The sequence below is a fragment of the Halomonas sp. M4R1S46 genome, from assembly GCF_025725685.1.
Classification (GTDB): Bacteria; Pseudomonadota; Gammaproteobacteria; order Pseudomonadales; family Halomonadaceae; genus Halomonas.
On the sequence record NZ_CP107008.1, the window covers coordinates 3300632 to 3325359 of the forward strand.

General features: G+C 69.0%; 22 protein-coding genes. 4 read left to right on the forward strand and 18 right to left on the reverse strand.

Going from position 1 to position 24728, the window contains the following annotated elements; all coding sequences use genetic code 11:
* Positions 1 to 72: 72 nt before the first annotated feature.
* The 7 genes from OCT48_RS15315 to OCT48_RS15345 all read right to left on the reverse strand — a co-directional run bounded on the left by OCT48_RS15315 (position 73) and on the right by OCT48_RS15345 (position 9780).
* Positions 73 to 2262 carry an ATP-binding protein gene (locus tag OCT48_RS15315; protein ID WP_263589993.1) on the reverse strand — a complete coding sequence of 730 codons (2190 nt, stop codon included), beginning with the start codon at positions 2260 to 2262 and terminating at the stop codon, positions 73 to 75.
* A gap of 33 nt (positions 2263 to 2295) precedes the next feature.
* Positions 2296 to 2823, reverse strand: a complete 528-nt coding sequence (locus OCT48_RS15320; protein ID WP_263589994.1) for an oxidoreductase — start codon at positions 2821 to 2823, stop codon at positions 2296 to 2298.
* 135 nt (positions 2824 to 2958) lie between these two features.
* Positions 2959 to 3774: a DUF2189 domain-containing protein gene (locus tag OCT48_RS15325; protein WP_263589995.1), complete on the reverse strand. Its 816-nt coding sequence runs from the start codon at positions 3772 to 3774 to the stop codon at positions 2959 to 2961.
* A 231-nt stretch (positions 3775 to 4005) separates the two neighbouring features.
* A complete protein-coding gene (locus tag OCT48_RS15330) occupies positions 4006 to 4434 on the reverse strand; it encodes a universal stress protein (protein ID WP_263589996.1) in 429 nt (142 codons plus the stop codon).
* Positions 4435 to 4448: 14 nt separating this feature from the next.
* Positions 4449 to 7043 (reverse strand): TRAP transporter permease, encoded by a 2595-nt coding sequence (locus OCT48_RS15335; protein ID WP_263589997.1) that lies wholly within the window; start codon positions 7041 to 7043, stop codon positions 4449 to 4451.
* Between the two features lie 134 nt (positions 7044 to 7177).
* Positions 7178 to 8152: a TAXI family TRAP transporter solute-binding subunit gene (locus OCT48_RS15340; protein WP_263589998.1), complete on the reverse strand. Its 975-nt coding sequence runs from the start codon at positions 8150 to 8152 to the stop codon at positions 7178 to 7180.
* Between the two features lie 239 nt (positions 8153 to 8391).
* Positions 8392 to 9780, reverse strand: coding sequence for a KamA family radical SAM protein (locus tag OCT48_RS15345; protein WP_263589999.1), 1389 nt, complete (start codon positions 9778 to 9780; stop codon positions 8392 to 8394).
* Between the two features lie 323 nt (positions 9781 to 10103).
* On the opposite strand from OCT48_RS15345, the gene OCT48_RS15350 reads away from it, so the two are divergent.
* Both OCT48_RS15350 and OCT48_RS15355 read left to right on the forward strand, forming a co-directional pair.
* Positions 10104 to 10928 carry a carbon-nitrogen hydrolase family protein gene (locus OCT48_RS15350; RefSeq protein ID WP_263590000.1) on the forward strand — a complete coding sequence of 275 codons (825 nt, stop codon included), beginning with the start codon at positions 10104 to 10106 and terminating at the stop codon, positions 10926 to 10928.
* 36 nt (positions 10929 to 10964) lie between these two features.
* Positions 10965 to 11501: a macro domain-containing protein gene (locus OCT48_RS15355; protein ID WP_263590001.1), complete on the forward strand. Its 537-nt coding sequence runs from the start codon at positions 10965 to 10967 to the stop codon at positions 11499 to 11501.
* Positions 11502 to 11568: 67 nt separating this feature from the next.
* On the opposite strand, the gene OCT48_RS15360 is transcribed toward OCT48_RS15355, so the two are convergent.
* The 3 genes from OCT48_RS15360 to OCT48_RS15370 all read right to left on the reverse strand — a co-directional run bounded on the left by OCT48_RS15360 (position 11569) and on the right by OCT48_RS15370 (position 14413).
* A complete protein-coding gene (locus OCT48_RS15360) occupies positions 11569 to 12864 on the reverse strand; it encodes a TRAP transporter large permease (protein WP_263590002.1) in 1296 nt (431 codons plus the stop codon).
* Entirely contained in the window at positions 12854 to 13330 is a 477-nt protein-coding gene (locus tag OCT48_RS15365; protein ID WP_263590003.1) for a TRAP transporter small permease, read from the reverse strand. Before OCT48_RS15365 ends, OCT48_RS15360 begins: the two co-directional genes overlap by 11 nt.
* Before the next feature lie 72 nt (positions 13331 to 13402).
* Positions 13403 to 14413, reverse strand: coding sequence for a DctP family TRAP transporter solute-binding subunit (locus tag OCT48_RS15370; RefSeq protein WP_263590004.1), 1011 nt, complete (start codon positions 14411 to 14413; stop codon positions 13403 to 13405).
* 322 nt (positions 14414 to 14735) lie between these two features.
* Here OCT48_RS15370 and OCT48_RS15375 point away from each other — a divergent pair, with 322 nt between their 5' ends.
* Positions 14736 to 15500, forward strand: coding sequence for an outer membrane protein OmpK (locus tag OCT48_RS15375; RefSeq protein ID WP_263590005.1), 765 nt, complete (start codon positions 14736 to 14738; stop codon positions 15498 to 15500).
* 87 nt (positions 15501 to 15587) lie between these two features.
* Here OCT48_RS15375 and OCT48_RS15380 read toward each other — a convergent pair whose 3' ends face one another.
* Positions 15588 to 16676 carry a glycosyltransferase gene (locus OCT48_RS15380; RefSeq protein ID WP_263590006.1) on the reverse strand — a complete coding sequence of 363 codons (1089 nt, stop codon included), beginning with the start codon at positions 16674 to 16676 and terminating at the stop codon, positions 15588 to 15590.
* A gap of 157 nt (positions 16677 to 16833) precedes the next feature.
* Here OCT48_RS15380 and OCT48_RS15385 point away from each other — a divergent pair, with 157 nt between their 5' ends.
* Complete coding sequence (locus tag OCT48_RS15385; protein WP_263590007.1) at positions 16834 to 17706, forward strand: DMT family transporter; 873 nt, start codon at positions 16834 to 16836, stop codon at positions 17704 to 17706.
* Between the two features lie 4 nt (positions 17707 to 17710).
* Here OCT48_RS15385 and OCT48_RS15390 read toward each other — a convergent pair whose 3' ends face one another.
* From OCT48_RS15390 to OCT48_RS15420, 7 genes are all read right to left on the reverse strand, one after another.
* Entirely contained in the window at positions 17711 to 18250 is a 540-nt protein-coding gene (locus OCT48_RS15390; protein WP_263590008.1) for a DUF192 domain-containing protein, read from the reverse strand.
* A complete protein-coding gene (locus OCT48_RS15395) occupies positions 18234 to 19379 on the reverse strand; it encodes an ABC transporter ATP-binding protein (RefSeq protein WP_263590009.1) in 1146 nt (381 codons plus the stop codon). Before OCT48_RS15395 ends, OCT48_RS15390 begins: the two co-directional genes overlap by 17 nt.
* Positions 19369 to 20040, reverse strand: coding sequence for a molybdate ABC transporter permease subunit (gene modB, locus OCT48_RS15400; RefSeq protein ID WP_263590010.1), 672 nt, complete (start codon positions 20038 to 20040; stop codon positions 19369 to 19371). Before modB ends, OCT48_RS15395 begins: the two co-directional genes overlap by 11 nt.
* Entirely contained in the window at positions 20040 to 20855 is an 816-nt protein-coding gene (modA, locus tag OCT48_RS15405; RefSeq protein WP_263590011.1) for a molybdate ABC transporter substrate-binding protein, read from the reverse strand. The genes modB and modA overlap by 1 nt, the downstream gene beginning before the upstream one ends.
* A gap of 243 nt (positions 20856 to 21098) precedes the next feature.
* Positions 21099 to 21833 (reverse strand): GntR family transcriptional regulator, encoded by a 735-nt coding sequence (locus tag OCT48_RS15410; RefSeq protein WP_263590012.1) that lies wholly within the window; start codon positions 21831 to 21833, stop codon positions 21099 to 21101.
* A 99-nt stretch (positions 21834 to 21932) separates the two neighbouring features.
* Positions 21933 to 23420, reverse strand: a complete 1488-nt coding sequence (gene pyk / locus OCT48_RS15415; RefSeq protein ID WP_263590013.1) for a pyruvate kinase — start codon at positions 23418 to 23420, stop codon at positions 21933 to 21935.
* Complete coding sequence (locus OCT48_RS15420) at positions 23417 to 24727, reverse strand: glycerate kinase (RefSeq protein WP_263590014.1); 1311 nt, start codon at positions 24725 to 24727, stop codon at positions 23417 to 23419. The genes pyk and OCT48_RS15420 overlap by 4 nt, the downstream gene beginning before the upstream one ends.
* Between the last annotated feature and the right edge of the window lies 1 nt (position 24728).

The following is a 24728-nucleotide window of genomic DNA, read 5'->3' on the forward strand; positions in this document are numbered from 1 at the left end:
CCTGGGTTGACGATGCCCCTGAGCGGCCTTGTCAACCGATGACGGGAACCGGCCCCTGGACCGACAGACTGCTCATGGTGTCATGGGTGTGTCCTGCGCCAGGGCCGCCAAGGTGGTCTGCAGCGTTGTCCTCAGGGCCGCCAGGGTCTCCTCGGCACCGCCCAGCCGCCCGGCCCGGGCCGCCTGCTCGAGGCGCGTCGCCAGCCCGGCGACCTTGACGGCACCGAGACTGGCGGACTCCCCCTTGAGCTGGTGGGCCAGGCGCGCGCCTCCCGCCGCATCGCCCTCGCCCACGGCAGCCTCCAGCGCCGCGAGGTGCTCCTCCGCCTGATCGCGGTAGCGCTGCACCAGGGCATCGACCCCGGCACGCCCCAGGCTGTCGTGGAGGTCCGCCATGACCTCGGGGTCCACCAGCTGGTCGGCCCCGACCATGGCCCCGCGTCGCGCCAGTGCAGTCCGTGCCTGACTCGGCTGACGCTGCCGAAGATGGCGCTGCAACACGTTCAGCAGGGCATCCTGCATCAGTGGCTTGACCAGGTAGCCGTTCATCCCCGAGGCCAGGCAGCGGGCCTGGTCGCCCCCCGGACCGCCCGCGGTCATGGCGACCACCGGCACCTCCGCCAGCCAGCCGCCCCGTGCACGCAGCCGGCGCGTCACTTCGAGGCCATCCATGTCGGGCATCTGTACATCCATGAAGATCAGCTCGAAACGCTCCCGAGTGGCCGCGGCCAGGGCCTCGGTCCCGGAGCTCGCCAGGCTGACCCGGCACCCCAGCTTGGCGAGCATGGCCTGCGCCACCTGCTGATTCACGGGATTGTCCTCGACCACCAGCAACCTGGCCCCGGCCAGCGGCTGGGCGGGACCCTCGCCATGCGCCCAGAGAGCCACTTCCGACGCCGGTGCGGCCTCGACCAGGGGGAGGCGGAACCAGCAACGGCTGCCCTCGCCCGGCCGGCTCTCGACGCCGATTTCCCCCCCCAGCGCCTCCACCAACCGCTTGCTGATGGCCAGCCCCAGGCCGGTGCCACCGAAGCGCCGCGCCGTCGAGGGGTCGCCCTGATGGAAGGGCTCGAAGAGCAGCGCCTGCTGCTCGGCCGGAATGCCGCAGCCCGTATCGACGACCGCAATGCACAGCGCCTCCTGCCCCACCCGATCGACCTCGACGTGCACCGCGCCATGTTCGGTGAACTTGATGGCATTGGACAGCAGGTTGAGCAGCACCTGGCGCAGGCGCCCGGGATCGCTGACCACGCGCTCGGGCAGTGACGGGGACAGCTGCGCCGTCAACGACAGGCCACGGGCCTCGGCATGGGGCGTGAACAGCGATACCGCGCCGTTCACCAGCTCGCGGAGCGACAGCGGCCGGTGTTCCAGGTCGAGACGGCCGGCCTCGATCTTGGAGAAGTCCAGGATGTCGTTGATCAGCTCGAGCAGGCGCTGGGCACTCTCGTGAATGGTATCGGCGTAGTGGCGGGCCCGATCCGGCAGGGACTGATCCACCAGCAGATCGCTCATGCCGATCACGCCGTTGAGCGGCGTGCGGATCTCGTGGCTGACGGTGGCCAGGAACTCCGACTTGGCCTGGCTCGCCGACTCGGCGCGCCGCGCCGCGACCTCGAGCTCCCCGCTGAGCGTCTCCAGGGTGCGCCTCGCGGCGGCGTTGTCCCGGGCTTCCCGGAACAGGAAGGTCACCACCATCATCGCCGCCACGCTCATGGCCAGGATCAGCACCAGCAACAGGCCATAGAGCCACTGCAGTCGCTCGCGCTCGCGGGTCGAGGCCTCGGCCATGTGCCCGTTGACGCTGATGATGAGCCGCTCGGAGGGAGTGCTGAGCTGGCCCAGTCGCTCGATCAGGGCCTGCCGTGCCCCGGCCTCCAGGCTGTCGAGGCGCTTGATCCTGGTATCCAGCGCCTGGAGATGGGTCTCGATCTGGTCGATCAGGTCCGCGGTGCGGGGAATCGCCTCGACCAGCTCGGCGACCTCGCCGCCGCGCAGCAGTGCCAGCCGGCTGTAGAGCAGCTCGAAGCGCAGGCGGACCTCCTCCAGCGTCGCCGGGTCATCCTCGCTCAGGGCCAGGAAGCTGCGCAGCTCCACGGTGTCCCGATCGAGCTTGTAGGCGTGCCAGACGGTATCCTCCCCGACACGCCAGATCAGGCTGTCCTGCCGCCAGGCCACCAGCCCCACCACCAGCAGGGCGCCGGCGAACAACAGCAGGGCGGCGATGGCACCGAACTTCAGGCGCAGGGGGTATTGCAGCACCGAGCTCCTCCTTGATGATCGGCCGAGCCGGCGTCAGTAGACCTCGATGCGGTTGACCTGCCAGACCGAACGGAAGCGAATGGCTTCCGTCACCAGTTCGGGGTGGGCGTCGAAGGGATACAGCACGAACAGCGGGCCGAAGTCCCGGATGGGCATGGGCGTGCCGTTGCGCTGCATCGCCAGGATGACGTCATAGCGCTCGAAGTCGCTGACCGGGATCATCGCCTCGAACCCGTTCAGGGCAATCACGCGCACCCGACGCCCCTCGGCTCCCGCCGCATGGAGAACCGCCTCGGCCAGCGGCCCCTCGAAGCGGTTGCTCTCCGGGTGCCAGGGCGTGCTGGTGACGATGGTACGGGCGGGCAGCGCCTCGAGCATGGTCCGATCGAAGCGTGCCTCGTCACCGACATTGGTACGGCTGATATCCCCGCCCACGGTCAGCATGACCGGGCCGTCGGGCTCCGGCAGAGCGGCGGCTTCGTCGGCCGCCTGAGCAGACGGCATCGCCAGGCTGGTCAGCAGCAGCCCGCCGACGAGGTTGAGGAGGATGTGGGGACGCATGGCAGGGCTCCCGGTGGCCGGTCGTGTCGGCGCCTAAGGGTACGCGATTCGTGTCATGAGGTCAGGTCGGTCTGGCCCGAAAATGCAACGGGGACGCAGCGCGCCCCCGCAACCTCGACAGCGGCATCGCTCGGCTCAGCCGGTGACTTCCTCGACCGGCTCGATGCGTACCAGGTCCTCGTAGGCATGCCAGCTGGCATGACCGAGGACCGGCAGGATCAGGGCCAGGCCAATATAGAAGGTCGCCACCCCGACCAGCACACAGCCCGTGAGAATGGCGGCCCACAGCAGCATGGGGCGGAAGTTCTTGGCCACCGACCGGATACTCGCCTCGATCCCCTCCATGAAGGTCAGGTCCTGATCCATCAGGGTCGGAATCGCCACCACGCTGATGGTGAAGGCGCCGAAGGCCAGCACCGCCCCGATGGCCGTGCCCACCAGCAACATGCCCAGTCCCTGGGGCGTGGTCAGCAGCGTCAGGTAGAGAGACTCCGGATCGGGCGCACCGAGCCCGAAGAACAGGGCGAACAGCAGGGTCGCCAGGCGGATCCAGGCGAGGAAGAAGATCATCATCATCACGCCCATCATCGCCAGCTGGCCGGCATGGCCCTTCCAGCCACCGAAGGCATCGCCCAGGGTGGGATCGCGTCCGGCCTCCAGGGCCCGGCTGATGCCATAGGAGCCCACCGCCACCAGGGGGCCGATGAACATGAAGCCGGCGATCAGCGGCAGCAACCAGTGCCACAGGCCCAGGGTGAAGGCACCGGCCGTGATGGCGATGCTCAACCCGACCCAGAACATGCCGTAGGCCAGGCTGACCGCCGTGGCGCGGCGAAAGTCCTCGAAGCCGGCCGCCAGCCAGGCTCGTGGCTTGTCCATGCCCACGGGGCGGATGGTGATCTTGACGTTGTGTGGCGCCTTGTCACGGCTTTTCGTGGCTGCTGCACTCATGGAGTCACCCCAGTTGCCGCCGATGGAGTCCCGGTGCTGCCGGGTCAGTCAGAGGTCGTATTCGGCCATCGGGCCCAATACGCGTTTCGTCCCTTAACACCTGGTTAATGTAGACGACGCCCTGCCATTCCGCCGATGTCGACACCGCCGTCCCCTCAACGCTGCACGGACCTAAACGCGAACGCCCCCGACGGGGCGGGGGCGTTCGCGTCGGCCGGGACCGCGAGACGCTCAGCGCACGATCATCACCGATATCTTGCTGTGGTGCACCACGTGCTCGGCATTGGGGCCCAGCACGTAGTCGGCGAACTTGCGCTTGTTGTGGGACGCCATGACGATCAGGTCGACCTCGAGCTTCTTGGCCGCCTTGATGATCGCCTCCCAGGGCGAACCGTCGACGATCACGCTCTGGACGGTGATGTCCTCCGGGACATTCTTCTGGATGAACTCGTGCTGGGCCTTCGTCACCGCCTCATGGGCCTTGGCGGCGAAATCCTCGGGGAAGTAGGCCCCCACCAGCGGCATCTGGTAATCGGGCAACACCGTCACCACATGCAGCGAGGCGCCGAAGCTGCGACACAGCGTCAGCGCCGTGGGCAGGGCCTTGCTCCAGGAGGCCTCCTCGTTGAGATCCACCGGTAGCAGTATCTTGCTGTACATGAGCATTACCTCCTTCAGGCCGAAACCGGCTCAGCGCTGCGCTCCCGACGCCGGCGCTGCAGCAGCACCACCAGGCCGAACACCAGGAAGGCGGGAATCCACATCAGTTCCTTGGTCCAGCGATCCACCGGGGCCTGGACCTGGATGATCTCCTGATCGAAGTCGAAGCCCATGTTCGCCGCCTGGCTACCATAGGCGACCATGTCGACCACGGCCCGGTCGTCCTCGATGAGCAGTTCGAGGCCCAGGTTCTCGAGGCGCTCCTGACCGTCCGCCCCGTCCGGCACCGGCAGGATCATGTAGGTCGTCAGGGGATCCCCGTAGGCATCCAGCCCGCTGACCTGCAACCGCAGGGTGGAGTCGGGCTCGGCCTGGCCGAGTGCCTCGACGAACTGCGCCGGCGGGATGTCCTGGTAGGGATCGTGGATCATGTCCATCCAGAACGCGGGGCGGAACAGGGTGAAGGCCACCAGCAGCAGCAGGATCGACTCATACCAGCGACTGCGCGTGATCATGAAGCCCTGGGTCGCGGCGGCGAAGATGAGCATCGCCACCGTGGCCACCACGAAGATCAGGATCCCCTGCAGGAAGGACACGTCGATCAGCAGCAGGTCGGTGTTGAAGATGAACAGGAAGGGCAGCGCCGCGGTGCGCAGGCTGTAGTAGAACGCCTGGAAGCCGGTGCGGATGGGGTCGCCGCCGGAGACCGCGGCGGCGGCGAAGGACGCCAGGCCCACCGGCGGTGTCACGTCGGCCATGATGCCGAAGTAGAAGACGAACAGGTGGACCGCGATCAGCGGCACCAGCAGGCCGTTCTGCTCGCCGAGCTGGACGATCACCGGCGCCAGCAGCGCGGACACCACGATGTAGTTGGCCGTGGTGGGCAGGCCCATGCCGAGGATCAGGCTGAGCACCGCGGTGAACAGCAGGATCAGCATCAGGTTGCCCATGGAGAGGATCTCGACCACGTCGGCGAGTACCAGGCCCACGCCAGTCTGAGAGACCGCCCCCACGATGATGCCGGCGGTGGCCGTGGCGATGCCGATGCCGATCATGTTGCGGGCACCGGTCACCAGGCCCTCCCAGAGATCGAACAGGCCTTCGCGGATGTCCTCGGCGACGCTGCTGCGATGGCGAAAGAGGGCGGTGATCGGCCGCTGGGTGACCATGATGAAGATCATGAAGACGGTGGCCCAGAAGGCCGACAGTCCCGGCGAGAGGCGCTCCACCATCAAACACCAGATCAGCACGATGACGGGCAGGATGTACTGCAGGCCGACCATCACCGTGGGCTTGGTCTGGGGCAGCTTGTAGACCGGCTCGTTGGGATCGTCGAGTTCGAGCTCCGGGTAGCCGGCGGCCACCTTGAGCAGCCCCACGTAGACCGCCGCCAGGGCCACCGCCACCACCCAGGGCGTGGCACCGCCCAGCAGCGGCTTGAGCCAGCCCAGCCCGTAGTAGACCACCAGGGCCGTGATCATCATCAGCAGCAGGCCGGCGAGGAAGCCGATCACCTTGCGTATCAGCGGCTTGGGCGGGTTGGTGCTTTCCAGGCCCTGCATGTTGGCCTTGAGCGCCTCCAGGTGGACGATGTAGATCAGCGCGATATAGGAGATCAGCGCCGGCAGGAAGGCGTGCTTGATCACCTCCACATAGGAAATGCCGACGTACTCGACCATCAGGAAGGCCGCGGCCCCCATCACCGGCGGCATGATCTGGCCGTTGACCGAGGACGCCACCTCCACGGCGCCGGCCTTCTCGGCGGAGAAGCCGACCCGCTTCATCATCGGCACGGTGAAGGTGCCGGTGGTGACCACGTTGGCGATCGAGGAGCCGGAGATCAGGCCGGTCATGCCGGAGGCCACCACGGCGGCCTTGGCCGGCCCGCCACGGTAGTGGCCGAGCAGCGAGAAGGCGACCTTGATGAAATAGTTGCCGGCGCCGGCCTTGTCGAGCAGGGCGCCGAACAGCACGAACAGGAACACGAAGCTGGTCGACACGCCCAGCGCGATGCCGAACACCCCCTGGGTGGTCAGCCACTGGTGGTTGATCAGCCCGTAGAGGCTGACGCCGCCGTGGGCCAGGATACCGGGCATGTAAGGGCCCGCCAGGCTATAGACCAGGAAGACCGTCGCCACGATCATCAGGGGCGGCCCCAGGGCACGCCGCGTGGCCTCGAGCAGCAGCAGGATGCCGATCACGCCGACGATCACGTCCTGGGTGATCGGCGCGCCGGGCCGCTGGGCGAGCTGCTCGTAGAACATGAACATGTAGGCGCCGCAGAAGGCCGCCGCGATGGCCAGTACCCAGTCCTGAATCGGGATGCGATCCCGGGGGGAGCGCTTGAGCGCCGGATAGGCCATGTAGGCCAGGAACAGCGCAAAGGCCAGGTGGATGGAACGCGCCTCGGTGGCGTTGAAGACACCGAACCCCAGCACGAAGGGAATCGGCGAGGCGATCCAAAGCTGGAAGAGCGACCACACCGCGGCGATGCTGACCAGCAGCTTGCCCGGCGTTCCGGCCGGCTTGCGGGCCCCGGAGTCGCTGGAGGCGACCATGTCCTCCAGATCGACTTCGGATCCCGGAGCCCTCTTGTTGTCCTCAGTCATAAGCATGCCCTGCTCTGCGTCGGTTGCCACAAGGTTGCGCCTGCGGTGCTGCCGGCAGCGCAAACGCAATGCGCGGCCCTCGGCGAGGGCCGCGCATCATTCAGCGAATATGCGGTGATCTCAGGCGTCGACGATCACTCGATCCAACCCTGTTCGCGATAGTAGCGCGCGGCCCCCTCGTGAAGCGGGGCGGACAGCCCGGTGGTCACCATCTCCTGCGGATCGAGGTTCTCGAAGGCCGGGTGCAGGCGCTTGAAGCGATCGAAGTTGTCGAAGATCGCCTTGACGGTCTGGTAGACCACCTCCTCGTCGGTATCGGCATCGGTGACGAAGGTCGCGGCGACACCGAAGGTCTCGACGTCATCCGGGTTGCCCTTGTAGAGGCCGCCGGGGATGACCGACTTGGAATAGTAGGAATGCTCCTCGACGATGCCGTCGATGGCCTCGCCAGTCAGGGGGATCAACCGGGCCTCGACGGTGGTGGTGGCCTCCTGGATGGAGCCGTTGGGGTGGCCCACCACGTAGACCATGGCATCGACGTTGTTGTCGGCGAGCGCCGCGGCCTGCTCGGCGGCATCCAGCTGGGAGGCCAGCGAGAAGGTGTCCTCGGTCCAGCCCTTGGCGTCCATGACCACTTCCATGGTGTTGCGCTGGCCGGAGCCGGGGTTGCCGATATTGACGCGCTTGCCCTCCAGGTCGTCGAGGGTCTCGATACCGGAATCGGCACGGGCCAGCAGGGTCAGCGGCTCGCCGTGCACGCGGAAGACGGCGCGCAGTTCCTCGTAGGCGTCACCCTCGAAGTTGCCGGTGCCGTTGTAGGCCTGGTACTGCACGTCGGACTGCACCACGCCCATGTCCAGCTCGCCGGACTTGATGCCGTTGATGTTGGCCACGGAACCGCCGGTGGACGGTGCGTTGCACTTGATGTCGGCATCCTCGAGGCGGTTGACCAGGCGGCAGACCGACTGGCCGACCACGTAGTAGACCCCGGTCTGCCCACCGGTACCGATGGTGATGAACTGTTCCTGGGCCACGGCCGGGGTGGAGAACATCGCGGCGCCGAGCAGTGCCCCGGAGAAGGCGGCGGCGGAGAAAGCATGACGTTTCATTGACACACCTCTTGACATGTTGGGCATAGCGTTCGGTCGACGGTCCATCGTCAGCGACCGCCTGGGGCCGAACCGTACTCTTCTACTTTAGCGAAGAAACAGCTGTCTGATGAGGAATTTTTCTTTCCGTGTCAGTCTAGTTGCCGCCAACGTTTAGGGCTCGTTAATTTCCCCGCCGTCCAGACGGCCCGGGCCCGGCATATCAGCCGGGCCCGGGCGCGTTGGTCATCGTGGCAGCCTCAGGAGGCCTTGGTGATCAGCGCCTGCTTGGCCTGCTTCATGGCGGCGAACTCGGCTTCAAAGAAGAACGCGTCCTCGCCCAGCGCCGGTTCCAGGTGATGGAGCCAGGTGGCCTCTTCGTCGTACCTGGCGAAGAACGGCCGCTGCACCCAGTCCGCGTCGCGGCCCTGGATGAAGCGCAGCACGAACACCTTCTCCCCGTGGATCTCCGTCACTCCCTGGATCTCCACCTTGCCCGGATCGGCCGACATGGACGGCCCGCGGGCGGTCCGCGCCAGGCCCGGCACCTGCTTCATCGCCTCGCGATAGATCTCCCAGGCGCGCACCAGCGGCACCTCGAAGTAGTGGCGGGCGCCGGTATCGCGCTCCACGAACATGTAGTAGGGGATCATCCCCAGGCGCACCTGGGTGGTCCACATCCTCGTCCACTGCTCGGCATCGTCGTTGATGTGCTTGAGCAGCGGCGCCTGGGTGCGGATCTCGGCGCCGGTGGCGCGGATGCGACGGATCGCCTCGCGGCAGATCGGCGTGTCCATCTCGCGCCAGTGGTTGAAGTGCGCCATGAAGGCGACATGCTTGCCCGCCTCGGTCAGCTCACGGAACAGCTCGAGAATGTCCTCGGCGTCCGGGTCGGTGACGAAGCGATAGGGCCAGAAGGTCAGGCTCTTGGTGCCGATGCGGATGTCCTGCACATGGTCCAGCGCCGGGGTCATCAGGCCTTCCAGGTACTGGCGCAGGTGCTTGGCCTTCATCACCATGGGATCGCCGCCGGTCATCAAGAGGTCGGTGACCTCGGTGTGCTCGGCGAGGTAGCGATGCAGCGAAGTCGCTTCGCTGGAGGCGAACTTGAGGTCCTTGTCGCCGACGAACTGCGCCCAGCGGAAGCAGAAGGTGCAGTAGCTGTGGCAGACCTGTCCCTGGCTGGGAAAGAACAGCACCGTCTCGCGGTACTTGTGCTGCATGCCCGGCAGGGGCTCGCCGTCGAGCATCGGCAGGTTGAGATCCATCTGGCCGGCCGGGTGGGGGTTGAGCTCCTCGCGGATCCGCTCGATCACCGGCTTGAGCTCGGCCGGCGAGGCCTCCCGGGCCATCAGCGCGGCGACCTCGTCGAAATGCGCCGGCTTGAGCATGCCGCGCTGGGGAAAGGTGAGCTGGAAGACCGGGTCGTCGGGCACCCGCGCCCAGTCGATCAGCTCGTCGATCACGTATTCGTTGACGCGAAACGGCAGCACCTGGCTGACCACCCGCATGTCGAAGCGCAGCGCCTCGGGCAGCTGCTTGAGCGCCTCGATCTTGTCGAGCTGGCGATGGGTATAGACCTTGAACTGCCGGGCCTCGAAGGCTTCGGCACGGGGATCGCCGAGTTCCAGGGTCACACGCTGATTCATGCCATCTCCTCCATTGTTCTGTCACGGCCGGCGTGGGACGCATCCCATCGGTGCCCCATCACGCGGGGCATGCCGTGGCCTGGGCAAGGGGGCTGGTAGTGGTACAGCGCAAGAGGAGGGGTTGCAAGTATTGGCGTACAATTGCAACGAATGTCTCGAAAACATCGCCATTTTGCAACCAATCGTTCATGAGCAGCGCAACCGGGCGCCGGGGCGAGCCGCGCCCGGGGTCGGCGGCCAAGGGGGCGAGGGGCCCGCGCCGGCGCAAACCGCGATACGCTGGAAGGACACCCCGTCGGGCCCCGTGTCGCCGGAGGAGCCGCATGAACCTGCTCGCCTGCCAGATCGCCATTCCCCGCACCCGCTGTCGCGGTGATCAGCTCAGCCATCTGCGCACCCTGTGCCGCCGCCTGCGGGCCGCCTGTCGGGAGCGGGTGCCGGACCTGATCGTGCTGCCGGAGCTTGCCGCCCAGGAATACGGCAACGGCGCCTTCGCCTGCCTGCGCGACCTCGACGATGACGGACGGGGACCGGTGACGGGGACCTTCGCCGAGCTGGCCCGCGAGCTCGGCTGCCATATCGCCGTGGGCGTGGCGCGTCGGGACGGTGAGCGTCACCATATCAGCCAGCTGCTGCTGGGCCCCGACGGGGAACTCGCCGGTGTCTACGACAAGCTGCATTGTGCCCAATTCGGCGCCTCGGCGGAGGCCGCCCACTTCGCTCCGGGCAAGCACCTGCTGGTCACCGAGATCGCCGGCTGGCGCCTGGGGGTGATGATCTGCTATGACCTGCGCTTCCCCGAGCTCGCCCGGCGGATGGCCGAGCTCGGGGTCGAACTGATGCTGCACCCCGTGGCCTTCACCCGGGACTTTTCCTTCGTCAGCTGGCACGCCTTCGTCATCGCCCGGGCCATGGAGAACCAGTGCTACTGGCTGAGCCTGAACCGGGCCGGCGAGGCGTGGGGACATTCCCTCTTCTGCCCGCCGCTGGTCGACGAGGATCACCCGGTCATGACGTTTGGCCCCGAGGAAACGCTGCGTTGGCTGTACCTGGACCGCACGGCCCTGATCGATGCCCGCGCGCGGCTGCCCCTGGCCCAGGATCGCCGTGACGACCTTGCCTCCCTGCAGGCCTGGACACCAGACTAATGGATGCCCCATGAGCGAATCCTCGAGGAGAGCGAGATGAACGCGTCCGCGTCCCGCATCGAGTGCTGCCAGGGCGATATCGCCCGCCAGGATGACATGGTCGCCGTGGTCAACGCGGCCAATGCCCAGCTACGCCCCGGCGGCGGCGTGGCCGGCGCCCTGCACCGGGCCGCCGGTCCCGAGCTGGCCGAGGCCGGCCGCCCCCTGGCCCCCCTCCACCCGGGCCAGGCCGTGCTCACCGAAGCCTTCGGCCTGCCCAACCGCCATGTGATCCACTGCCTGGGCCCGGTCTACGGCGTCGACGAGCCCTCCGACGAGCTGCTCGCCGCCTGCTATCGCCATGCCCTGCAACTGGCGGAGCAGCACGGCATCGAGAGCCTCGCCTTTCCGGCCCTGTCCACCGGCGCCTTCGGCTACCCGGCCGCGGAGGCCGCCCGCATCGCGCTGGCCACGGTGATGGACACCCTGCCCGATTGCCCCTCGGTGCGCCGGGTACGCTTCGTGCTGTTCGATGCCGAGAGCGCCGAGCTGCACCGCCGCACTCTGGCCAGTCTGGAGCACGGCGCCGGCTAGCAGCGAGCCGCCGGCCCACCTCGTCGGTGCGGGCGGCGCTCGAAAGGCGCGACGCCCTCCCCCACGGCTAGACGTTGTAGCCCAGCACGCCGGGGAGCCACAGGGCGATGGCCGGGAAGGCCACCACCAGGGCCAGGGCCGCGGCCATGGCGACCACGAACACCAGCGCCCAGCCCAGGGTCTGCTCCAGGCGGACCCGGGCCACCTCGGTGGTGACCATCAGATTGACCGCCACCGGCGGCGTGAACTGGCCGATGGCGATGTTCATCGCCATCAGGATGCCGAACCAGACGGGATTCCAGCCGAAGTGCTGCATCACCGGCACCAGGATCGGCATCATGATCAGGTAGATGGAGATGGCATCGAGCAGCATCCCGGCCACCAGCACCGCCAGCATGATCAGCAGCAGCAACAGGGTGCCGTCGTCGGACAGGCCGATCACTCCCTCTGCCAGATGGCGGAAGGTGCCCAGCATGGTGCCGGCCCAGGCGAAGATGCCGGCCAGCGCGATGATCAGCATCACCACGCCGGAAATCACCGCCGCCTCGCCGAGCAGCCGCCAGAGGTCGCGCCAGCCGAGCTCGCGGGTCAGCCACAGGCCCACGACCACGCCATAGGCCACCGCCACCACCGCCGCCTCGGTGGGCGTGAAGAGCCCGCTGCGCAGTCCCCCCAGGATCAGCACCGGGGCAAACAGCGCCGGGATGGCCTGGCGAAAGCTGGCGCCGAGTGGCGGGCGGGCGACGTCCTCCGGTGCCTCCCAGCGATGGTGTCGCGACAGCCACCAGGCCGGTACCAGCAGCGCCGCTCCGGCCAGCATTCCCGGGAACAGGCCGGCGGCGAACAGTGCCCGCAGGTCCACCCCCGGCACCACGATGGAATACAGGATCAGCGCCACCGACGGCGGGATCAGGATCGCCGTGGAGGCGGAGGCCGCGATCAGGGTCGCCGAGAAGGGCCGCGGGTAGCCGGCCCGGGTCATGCTGGGCAGCATCACCATGGCCACGGCTGCCGCGTCGGCGGGGCCGGAGCCGCTCATGCCGCCCATGAGCATGCACACCAGCACCGCCACCAGCGCCAGGCCACCGTGGCGCGGGCCGATCAGCGCCTGGGCGAAACGCACCAGGCGTGCCGCCACCCCGGCGCGCTCGAAGATCAGCCCGGTGAGGATGAACAACGGGATGGCGATCAGCGGGTACTTGGCAACGCTGTTGTAGGTGTTGGTGCCCAGCGTCGCCAGCATCGCCGGCGACAGCCCGGCGACGATGCCCACCGCGCCGGAAAGCCCCAGCGAGAAGGCCACCGGCACCCCGGCGATGAGCAGGCCGGCGAAGGACAGCAGCATCCACAGGTCAGGACTCATCGTCGAGCCTCCCCCGCAGCCGATCGAGGGTCTGCTGGCACTGACGCCACAGCATCAGCCCGGCGAGCAGCGGCAGCCACACCAGGTACCACCACTGGGGCAGCCCCAGGCCCGGCGACAGCGTCTCCCACTGGTATTCCTGCCAGGCCAGCCTGGCGCCGAACCAGGCGATCAGCCCCAGCACGACCAGGCCACACAGGCCCTGGAAGAGGATCAGCACACGCCGCGGCCCGGGTGGCAGGGCCCGCTCCAGCAGGCCGATGCGGATATGGCGATGGCCACGCAGGGCCACCGAGGCGCCGGCGAAGGTCAGCAACACCAGCAGGAACACCGAGAATTCCTCGGTGAAGGCGAAGGAGGCGTCGGTGATATAGCGCACCACCACGTTGGCCAGGCTGATCAGGCCGATGACCAGGATCGCCAGGGTCGCGAGCACGCGCTCGCATCGTGCATCCGGACGTTTCATGACGAGGCAACAGGACCGAAGAGGGTAAATCGACGGCGCCCGGGCTAGCCGGGCGCGTTCGAGGGGGCTCGCTCAGGGCGCGTCGATATCGTGCCGGGCCGCCTCCACGATGTCCTCGCCGATGCGCGGCACCCAGTCGTCGTGGACGCTCTCAGTGGCCTCGACGAAGGCCCGGTGCTGGGCCTCGTCCAGCTCGGTGACGGTCACGCCGCGCTCGCGGATCGCCGCCAGGCGATCGGCCTCCTCCTCACGCGTCTTGGCGATCTCCCAGGCGCCGGCCTCGACGGCCGTCTCGCGCAGCATCTCGCGCTGCGCCTCGGAGAGCGAGCCCCACACCTGGCGGTTGGCGGCGAACACCAGCGGGTCGTTCATGTAGTTCCACAGGGTCAGGTGGGTCTGCCCCACCTGATCGATGCGCGCCACGTCGAACACCGACAGCGGGTTCTCCTGGCCGTCCACGGCGCCGGTGGTCAACGCCGGCTTGGCATCGGCCCAGCTCATCTGGGTGGGATTGGCGCCCAGGGCGGTGAAGGTGTCCTGGAAGAGCGGCGAGCCCACCACCCGGATCTTCAGCCCGTCGAGGTCGGCCGGCTCGTCGATGGCGCCGCGGGAGTTGGACAGCTGGCGGAAGCCGTTCTCGCCCCAGGCCAGCGGCACTACCCCCTTGTCCTCGATGGCGGAGAAGATCATCTCGCCGGCCTCGCCGCCGGTGACGGCGTCGACGGCCGCCTCGTCGGGCAGGAAGAAGGGCAGCGAGAAGAGGTTCAACGCCGGCACCTGGGGCGACCAGTTGATGGTCGAGCCCACCGCGAGATCGATCAGCCCGGAACGCATGGCCGAGAACTCCCGTGTCTGGTCGCCGCTGACCAGTTGGGCATTGGGGTAGACGCGCAACGTCAGCTCACCGTCGGAGCGCTCTTCCACCAGATCGGCCCACTTCTGGGCGGCCTGGCCCCAGGGGAAGGCATCGGGGAGCACGGTGGAAACGGACAGCTCGCGGGCCTGGGCCGTCAGGGCCGAGGTCAGGAGGGCGGCACCGGCCAGGGTGGCGGCGAGTCGGGGCAGGGAGCGCATCATCGGCATGGCGTGTCCTTGGTGGCCGCGTGGACGCGGCATTCGGGTTATCGGTTATTCGTAACACTCGAATATGCATGCAAGGCAACGGCCTCCACAAGGGGAACGGCGCTCCGTCCCGGCTGGTGCCATTAACCCATCAAAAATGTATACAAATACTCATTGAAAGAGCGCACAACAAATTCTATAAATGTGTACGTCCGATGCAAGTGGGAACATTCGACAATACCTGTTGTGTACAAACCTGCTGCACCACCGCCCGGTCCCGCGCCGCGACCGGGTGAGCCTCAGGGCATCGGCGCCTCCAACGACAACAACACCGGAGAACATGATGCGCACCAAGACCACGCTCCTCCTCGCCACCACCGCCACGTCCCTGCTCCTCGCCCAGGGCGCCAGTGCCGCCCTCTACAGCACCACCAAGGTCGAGGCGCTCTACGGCTGGGACTACGAGGCCCAGGCCGGCGCCGGCTTCCCCATCGACACCGAGGAGCACGCCATTCTCACCGTCGCCAATGCCACGGGCTGGACCTATGGCGACAGCTTCTTCTTCGCCGACTTCACCAACCTGGATCAGGGCCACGAGGACGAGCAGGACTTCGGCAGCACCCATGCCGAATGGAACCTTCGGGGCAATATCGGCCAGGCCACCGGCCTCGATCTCGGCTTCGGTCCGGTGACCGACCTCTACGTGACCGGCCAGCTGGATCTGGACCGCAACTCGGCGACCCGCAAGACCACCCACCTGGCGGGCCTCTCCGCCGACCTGGCGGTACCCGGCTTCCGCTTCTTCAAGGTCTACGCGATGTATCGCAACGACGAGAGCGAGGCCGCCGACGGCAGCTCGGCGCAGTACACCGCGGCCTGGAACCTGCCCTTCCAGCTCGGCGGGGCGGACTTCTCATTCGAGGGCTTCGTCGACTACATCACCGAGGAAGGCGAGCTGGAGGCCCAGTTGCTGACCCAGCCCCAGTTGGTCTGGCACGCCGGCCCGCACCTCGGCGTCGGCCTGGAGTACCAGCACTGGGAGAACAAGTTCGGCCTCGAGGACACCGACGAGTCCTTTCCCCAGGCCATGGTGCGCTGGACCTTCTGACCGGCATGCGACGGGGGCGACCGAGGCCGCCCCTGTCGATCTCCCCGCCGTGCTGCGACGGCCGGCCCCGGCTCCGCGGCCCTGCCGTCAGGCGTCGACCAGGGCGCGGTAGCGTGCCACGATGCTCGCGGGGGTATAGGGCTCGACGATCGTCGCCGGGATGGCCGGGGGATCAGCCAGCAGGTCGCTCATCGCGGCGCCGAAGGCCTCGACATCGTCAAGGGGCACCAGTCCGCGCCTGAGTTCGCCCTGCAGGATGTCCGACGGCCCCGAGAGACAGTCGGTGCTGACCACGGGGGTCCCGCAGGCCAGGGCCTCCAGCAGCACGTTGGGCAGGCCCTCGTAGTCGGAGGACAGCATCAGCAGGCTCGCCCGGCGCATGTAGGGGTAGGGATTGTCACGGGCGCCCAGCAGGGTGACCCGATCCTCGAGCCCCAGGGCGCGGATCTCGCGTTCGACACTCGCCCGGTCGCCACCGCCGATGAGCACCAGTGGCAGGGCGGTACCGCTGGCCAGGTAGCCGCTCAGCAGCCGGTCGAGGCGTTTCTGCGTCATGGCCAGCCGCCCCACGTAGAGGCAGAAGTCCCGCTCCGCCCATTCCGGCTCGGCGATGGGCTGCCGCATCATGGCCTGCAGGCGATCCAGTTCCATGACATTGGGTATCACCTGGACCTCCCGCGGGCGGCAGCCGATCGAGGCCAGGGAATGCCGGTTGGTTTCCGAGAGCACGATCAGGCGCCTGTCCCCGTACAGCCGGCACACCTTGCGTCGCTTGATCCGGCGCCGCCAGCCCTGCTTGTTGGAAAGCAGTTCCTGGCGGGGATCGGAGCGAATGCACAACCAGGCCCGATCCGCCAGGCTGGAACGGCTGACGACCTGATGGGCCTGGTGCAGGTTGGCCACCACCAGATCGAAGGACGCCTCGTACTCGGCGAGGAAGGCATCCAGCCGGCGCGCGTGCAGCCGGTAGCGGTGCAGCTTCTCGCGCCGCCCGCGTGGCGTGAAGGGCACCACCCTGACCTCGGCGCCCTCGGGCACGTCCAGGCCCAGGCGCTCGGACAGGGCGATCAGGGTGACCGACACGCCCTCGGCCAGCATGGCCCGGGTCAGCTTGAGCACGGAGCGAGGCGCCCCGCCACTGGCCAGCTGATCGATCACGAAAAGCACGCTTTGCATGCCACACCACTCCTTTAGTTCATGCCACAGCCCCCATGGTAACCCACCACGCGGGCCGGCCCGACGGTGATCTGGCCGCGGCGGCCGCCCCGCAGCCAGAGGCGGGCCTCTTTTGCTATGCTGGCGCCCTCTTCTCGCGATCGATCAAGGATGAGTCGTGCCATTACGGGACCTGGCCCTGGGCCTCGGCGTCGTCGCCATCTGGGCGCTGAACATCATCGTCATCAAGCTCGGTGTGGCGGAACTGCCGCCACTGCTGTTGACCACCCTGCGCTTTATGCTGGTGGCCGTGCTGCTGGTGCCCTTCCATCCGGTGGCCCGCCACCAGCTGCCCTTCCTCGCGCTGCTGTCGTTGACCTTCGGCACCCTGCACTTCGCCATGCTGTTCATCGGCCTGGAGCAGGCCGAGGCCGGCACGGGGGCGCTGCTGGTCCAGATGGGTACGCCCTTCGCCACCCTGCTGGCGGTGCTGTTCCTCAAGGAGCGGCTGGGCCCGCGTCGGCTGGCCGGCCTGATCCTGTCCTTCGCCGGCATCGTCGTGCTGGCCGGCGGCCCGACGCTGCCGGCGCCCCTGCCCACCGCGCTGCTGCTGGTGAGCGCCCTGGGCTGGGCCATCTCCCAACTGTTGATCAAGCAGGGCCCCAATGTCCCGCCCATGGCGCTGGCGGGCTGGGTGGCGCTGTTCGCCACGCCCCAGGTGGCGCTGGGCTCCTGGTGGTTCGAGCAAGGGCAGCTCGACGCCCTGGCCGACGCGGGCTGGGCCGCCTGGGGCGCGGTCTTCTACACGGCGGTGATGTCGTCGATCCTCGCCTACGGTGTCTGGTACGGCCTGCTGCGCCGCCACCCGGTCAACCGGGTGGTGCCCATGGTGCTGCTGGTGCCGGTGCTGGCGGTGGGACTCGGGGTCGTGCTGCTCGGGGATGGCCTGGGACCGCACAAGCTGATCGGCGGCGGGCTGGTGGTGGCCGGCATCGCCCTGATCGTGCTGCGCCTGGGCGCCCGCAAGAGGCCCGCCGAGGCGTCCTCCTGATCCCTCAGCCATCCGCCGCCATGCTCGCCTCGCGACACTCCCCGCCATCGCCGGGCCAGCTGACACAGTCGCCCGGCTTGACCCCCTTCTCCTCGAAGTAGCCGGCATTGACCTCCAGGGCGGCCCGATAGGCGGTCGCCGGCCGGGTCACCGGACAGTCCCGGGCCGCGGCGGCCGTACAGGGCTCCATGCGGTGGATCTCGAGAATCCGCCCGGTCTCGTCGATGAAGGCGATATCCAGCGGGATGCGCGTGCGATGCATCCAGAAGCCATTGCGCGAGGGTTGAGTCCGCTCATAGAGGAACAGCATGCCGGCGTCGGGGGGCAGGTGCTCGCGCTCCATGAGGCCTCGGCCGCGCTCGGCGAGGCTGCGCGCGACCTCCGCCTTCAGGCGAAGCGGGCCCGCCTCCCCATGCAGGGTCACCGGCACCCGGGGCAGGCGCGCTTCCTGGGCCAGGGCCGACGCCCCCCACAGCGGCGCGGTAGGCAACACCAACAGCGCCTGCAGCAGGCGGCGGCGGGTCGAGTCAGGCATCTCGGACATGGGCGGGCTCCTCTCTGGGCGGGGCGAGCTGCGGCATCAGGTGGATACCGGCGGCCAGCAGCGAAACGGTCACGGTCTCGCCCCGGGCCAGGCCGTTGCGGCGGGCGGCATGGGTGGCGATCTCGAAACGCAGGGTATCGTCGCAGTGCTCGAAGGCCAGTGCCACGGACGCCATGCCTCCCAGGATCGCCATCTCGCTGACCCGGCCGGTGACCGGGTTCTCCCGCTCCCCACGGGACGGACGGCCACGGCGATGCAGGACGATATCGGAATTCGGCAGGTACCAGGCCAGGCGTTGCCCCGGGGACAGCCCCTCCAGCCCCTCGGCCACCTCGAGCCGCCAGGGCCCCCACTGCAGCCGTCGCCGGCCCCCCTCGTCCTCGATCACGGTACCGGTGAAGACGTTGTGGCGGTCCAGCAGGCGCGCCACCTCCGGCGAATCGGGCCGGCGGAACAGCGTCTCGGCCGGCCCCTGCTGCAGAGTGCGTCCCCCGTGCAGCACACAGAGGCGATCGGCCAGGGCGGCGGCCTCGTCCAGGTCGTGGGTGACCAGCACGATGGGAATGCGGATCTCCTCGCGCAGCAGCGCCAGTTCTCGCTGCAGGCGCCGCCGCGTGACCTGGTCCACCGCCGAGAAGGGCTCGTCGAGCAACAGGACCCGCGGCTGGCGGGCCAGCGCCCGGGCCAGGGCGACACGCTGACGCTGGCCGCCGGACAGCTCGCCGGGCAGTCGGCCACCCAGCCCCTCCAGGCGCACCCGCGCCAGCCAGGCCTCCGCGAGCGGGCGACGCTCGGCAACGGGCAGTTGCCCGAGCGCCACCATGATGTTGGCCCGGGCATCGAGATGGGGAAAGAGCGCATAGTCCTGGAACACCATCCCCACCCGGCGCTGCTGCGGTCGCGTCCAGCGCTGGCGGGCCGAGGCGAACCAGGTCTCGCCGGCACAACGGATATTGCCCTCGGCCGGCCGGTAGAGCCCGGCGATGGCCCGCAGCAGCGTCGTCTTGCCGCTGCCCGAGGGTCCCACCAGGGCCAGCAACTCGCCGGGGGCACAACGGAAGGCGGCGTCGAGCGGGATCGGTCCCGGCTGGGCGACCCGCACCGTCAGTTCGCCGGTCTCAGCGTCCATGCCGCCTCCTGCTGCGCCCGCTCAGCCCGTAGACCACGCCGATGGTCACGAAGGACACCATCAGCAGCATGGCCGACATCAGTGCCGCCCCCTGCTCGTCGAAGGCCTGGACGCGGTCGTAGATGGCGATGGCGAGCGTCCGGGTCTCGCCGTCGATGGCGCCCCCGACCATCAGGATCACCCCGAACTCCCCCAGGGTATGGGCGAAGGTCAGCGCCAGTGCCGAGACCAGCCCCGGCCACACCAGCGGCAGCTCGATGCGCCACAGGGTCTGCCAGGGCGAGAGACCGCAGCACCAGGCGGCCTCGCGCAGGTTGGCGGGAATGCCCTCGAAGGCCCGCTGGATGGGCTGCACGGCGAAGGGCAGGTTGGCCACCAGGGAAGCGAGCAGGATGCCACTGAAGGTGAAGTTGAGGGTCGTGCCGGTGAGCGAGGTCCACACGGCCCCGAAGGGGGCCTCGCGGCCGAAGCTCTGCATCAGGTAGAAGCCCAGCACCGTGGGCGGCATCACCAGCGGCAGCGCCACCAGGGCCTCGCAGAGGGGACGGGCGCGGAATCGGGCCAGCGCCAAGGTGCGCCCCAGCCACAGGCCCAGGGGGATCAACAGCAGGCTGGTCAACGCCGCCAGGCGCAGCGATACCCCCAGCGCCGGCCAATCCATCAGGAGGCGTCATCCCGCGGGGGCGGCTGGAAGCCACGCCGCTCGAGGATCGACCGCGCCTGCTCCCCCTGGAGCCAGGCATGGAAGGCCCGAGCCCCCTCCCCGGCCCCGTCGATCAGGGCCATGCGCTGCACCAGCGGAGCGTGCCAGTCGGCGGGAATCAGCACATGTTCGGCCTGCTCGACCACCGTCGGGGCCAGCGCCAGGGAGTAGGCCACCAGCCCGCCCCGAGCCTCGTCGGCCAGGGCGAAGCGGGCCGCCTGGGAGACGTTCTCGCCCAGCACCCGCAGCCTCGCCGTCGACGCCCAGAGGCCGGCGTGGCTCAGCGCCTGGCGGGCCGCCACGCCATAGGGCGCGTGCTCGGGGTTGGCCAGGGCCAGCCGCGGCCGTCCCTCGCCGTCCTCGAAGACGGCGAGCGCCTGCCGCACCGCCGCCAACGGCTCATCGCTCGGGGGCAGCGCGCCACGCCCCCTGGCCTGCAGCCAGACCAGCCGTCCCACGGCATAGACCCGGCCCGCCCCCTCGGTGAGGCCCGCCTCCTCGAGCACGCGCACGTTCGCCTCGTCTGCCGAGAGGAACAGCTCGTAGGGGGCATGCTGCAGGATCTGGCGACTCAGGTTGCCCGAGGCGCCGAAGTTGACCCGGACATCGTTGCCGGTCTCGTCGCGGTAGGCCGCGACGAGCTCGGGGAACACGAATTGCAGCGACGAGGCCGCCGCCACGCTGGACACCTCCATGGCCTGCACCGGGGGTGCCAACCATGGCAGCAGGAGCAGGGCCAGGCGGACCGCCCAGCGTCGGGGATGATGCATCATGGTTCGCGCCTCTCGAATGACGTGTCGCCCAATCCTGACCAGGCGGTCAGCCTTGTCAAGGCGGCCGACACGGCCTGCCCATTGCCGGATGACCTCCCCGACCCGACGCTCCGGTCACGCGACGGACGAGGGGCCAAGGCATGCCGGGCAGGCGTCCGACCGGACGATTCGGCAGCATTGTCATCCAGACGCGATGGAGGGTAAAGGCACCGACCGGGGAACCCGCCAGCGGAGTGATCCGAATCAGGCCTGTTCGGGAGCGCGACCGAGGATCGACTTGAGGTCGATGCGGGCCTCCCGGGGACTCAGGTCGAGCAGCGCCTCGAGGCCATCGAGATGGTCGTGGATATCGGTACGGGCCGCCTCGGCGTCCCCCGCCTCCAGATGGGCCAACAGGCGGGTGTGATCCCCCGCCAGGTAGCAGGAAGCCAGCCCGGCGCGCTTGTAGAGGGCGATGACGATGGACGTGCGCAGCACCAGATCGGTGAGCATCGCACCCAGCACGCGGTTGGGCGAATGCTCGGCCAGCAGGTGGTGCAGGGTCAGGGAATGTTCGATACGCGCCGGCTCATCCCCCCGCTCGAAGGCCGCCACCTCGCCGCGCGCCTGTTCGGCCAACGCGGCCATGGGCTCGGTCGGAAGCCGGCCGGCCAGCAGGGCGACCACCTCGCCCTCGACCAGGCGCCGGGCATCGAAGGTCTCGCGGGTCTCCTCGATGCTCGGGGCGCGGACCCGAGCCACCTGGTTGGGGCGCTGGTCGATGACGTGCTCGGACGCCAGGCGGGTCAAGGCCTTGCGCACCACCGAGCGGCTGACACCGAAGACCTCCCCCAGGGTCACCTCGGGCAGCTTGGTGCCCGGGGGCAGGCGCTGCATCAGCACCGCTCGGCGCACCTTGTCGACGATGTCCCGGTCGCCGATGCGACGGTCGCTGACGCGTCCCTCGGCCAGCATCTCCGTGTGCCAGGCATTGTTCATGGCATGTCTCTCCGCGTGGTCCTGAGGGAACCATCGCATGTTTCACGCCATCTGACCACACCATGGCGACCTTTTGTATACAACAAGACTGCCATTGCCTCAACGTTGCTGGTGCTCGGCCGTCACATCCAGGATCTTCAGGGTGTTGGTGCCGCCATGGGCGTTCATGTGGTCGCCGCGGGTCAGGATCACATGATCCCCCGGTTCGGCGATGCCCCGGGCCACCAGCCGCTCCAGGGCGCGGTCGTTGAGCTCGGCGGCGGCCATCTCGCTGGTGTCGAAGGGCAGCGAGATGACGCCACGGTACAACGCCATGCGCCGCTGGGCGACGGGGTTGTGGGCCAGCCCGACGATCGGCAGCCCCGAGCGGATCCGCGAGGCGATCAGCGGCGTGTAGCCGGTGGCGGTCATGCAGGCGATGGCGGCCACCCCTGCCAGGTGATTGGCGGCGTACATCGCCGACAGGGCGATGGTCTCGTCGATCCGCGAGAAGCCCTCGTGGATGCGGTGGCCGGATTCCTGGGCACTGCGCTCGCGCTCGGCGCCCAGGCAGACCCGGTCCATGGCCTCCACGGTCTCCACCGGGAAGTCGCCGGCGGCGGTCTCGGCGGAGAGCATCACCGCGTCGGTGGCGTCGAGCACGGCGTTGGCCACGTCGAACACCTCGGCCCGGGTCGGCAGCGGCGCCTCGATCATCGACTCCATCATCTGGGTGGCGGTGATCACCGCGCGGTTCAGGGTCCGGGCGTGCTTGATGATGCGCTTCTGGGTGCCGATCAGCGCCGCGTCGCCGATCTCCACGCCGAGATCGCCGCGGGCCACCATCACCGCCTCGCTGGCCTCGATGATGCCGTCGAGGGTGGCGTCGTCGGCCACCGCCTCGGCGCGCTCGAGCTTGGCCACCAGGCCGATCTCGCGGCCGGCCTCGCCGAGCAGCGCGCGGGCCTCGCGCATGTCGGCGGCATGGCGCGGGAAGGACACCGCCAGGTAGTCCACGCCGATGGCGATGGCGGTCTCGAGGTCGGCCTTGTCCTTGTCGGTCAGCGCCGGCGCCGAGAGGCCGCCGCCCTGCTTGTTGATGCCCTTGTTGTTGGACAGGGCGCCGCCCACCACCACGCGGGTGTGGATGGCGCTGCCGTCGACCCGGGCGACGTCGAGGACCACGCGGCCGTCGTCGAGCAGCAGGCGGTCGCCGGCCGTGACGTCGTCGGCCAGGGCCTTGTAGTCGCAGCCGACCCGGCCGGCGTCGCCGGCCTCGCCGTCGAGGGCCACGTCGATCACGAAGGACGCGCCCTCGGCGAGCTCGACGGCGCCGTCGCGGAAGCGGGCGATGCGGATCTTGGGTCCCTGGAGGTCACCGAGGGCGGCGACGCTCTTGCCCAGCCGGGCGGCGATCTCGCGCACCGCGGCGAGCCGGTGGCGGTGGTCGTCCGCCGAGCCGTGGGAGAAGTTGAGGCGCACCACGTCGACGCCGGCGGCGATCATCCGCTCGAGCACGCCCTCCCGGTCGCTGGCGGGACCCAGGGTGGCGACGATCTTGGTGCGACGAATCGGCTCGTGGATCGGAGCATGGGGGGGCAGCGTCATGAGGGCCTCGGCAGTACCAGGATGGCACGAAAGTCGTTGACGTTGGTGCGTGTCGGACCGGTCACGATCAGGTCGTCCAGCGCCTCGAAGAAAGTATAGGCATCGTTGCGAGACAGATAGTCGTCGGGCTCGAGGCCGAGCGAGCGCATGCGCGTCCAGCAGTCCGGACCGAAGATGGCCCCGGCGTTGTCCTCGGAGCCGTCGATGCCATCGGTGTCGATGGCCAGGGCATGGATCCCCTCGGCGCCCTCGAGGGCCGTGAACAGACCGAGCAGGAACTCGACGTTGCGCCCGCCGCGGCCGTCACCGGTGACCGTTACGCTGGTCTCGCCGCCGGACAGGATCACCAGCGGTCGGGTCAGGCCATCCTGGGCGGCCAGGGCCATGCGCCCCTGGGCGCGGCCGAGCTCGCGGGCCTCGCCCTCGAGGTCGTCGCCAAGCAGGCGAACCTCGAGGCCGTCGCGCTCGGCGGCGGCCTGCCCGGCCGCCAGGGCATCCCGGGCGCGGGCGAGGATCTCGCATTCGTCCCGGGCGAAGGGCGGATCGTCGGGCTGCGGGGCCTCGGCATGGTCTTCCAGGCAGCGGCGCACGCCCGCCGAGATCTCGATCCCGTAGCGTTCGAGGATCGCCAGGGCCTCGGCCGGGGTGCTGGCATCCGGCAGGGTCGGCCCGGAGGCGATCAACGAGGCCTCGTCGCCGGGCACGTCGGAGATCAGCCAGGTCAGCACCCGGGCCGGATGGGCGGCGGCCGCCAGCCGGCCGCCCTTGATGGCGGACAGGTGCCGGCGCACGGTGTTGATCTCGCGAATCGGCGCGCCGCAGCGCAGCAGTGCCTTGTTGATGGCCTGCTTCTCGGAAAGCGAGACGCCGGGCGCCGGCAGGGTCATCAGCGCCGAGCCGCCGCCGGAGATCAGGGCGATCACCAGGTCATCCTCGCCGAGCCCCTCGACGGCCTCGAGCATCCGGCGGGCGGCCTGCTCGCTCAGGTCATCGGGCATGGGATGCGAGGCTTCGAGGACCTCGATATGGCGACACTCGGCGCCATGGCCGTAGCGGGTCACCACCAGGCCGGACAGCGGCGCCTCGGGATGGCGCGCCTGCCAGGCGCGCTCCAGGGCGGCCGCCATGGCGGCCGCCGCCTTGCCGGCCCCCACCACCAGGGTGCGACCGGCGGGCGGCGACGGCAGCCGGTCGGGCAGCAGCGTGTCGGGGTGCACCGCCTCGACGGCGGTCTCGCCCAGGCGCATCAGCCAGGCGCGGGCGGCCTCGGGCCGGTCACGGGACAGCAGGGGGGAATGGGCATTCATT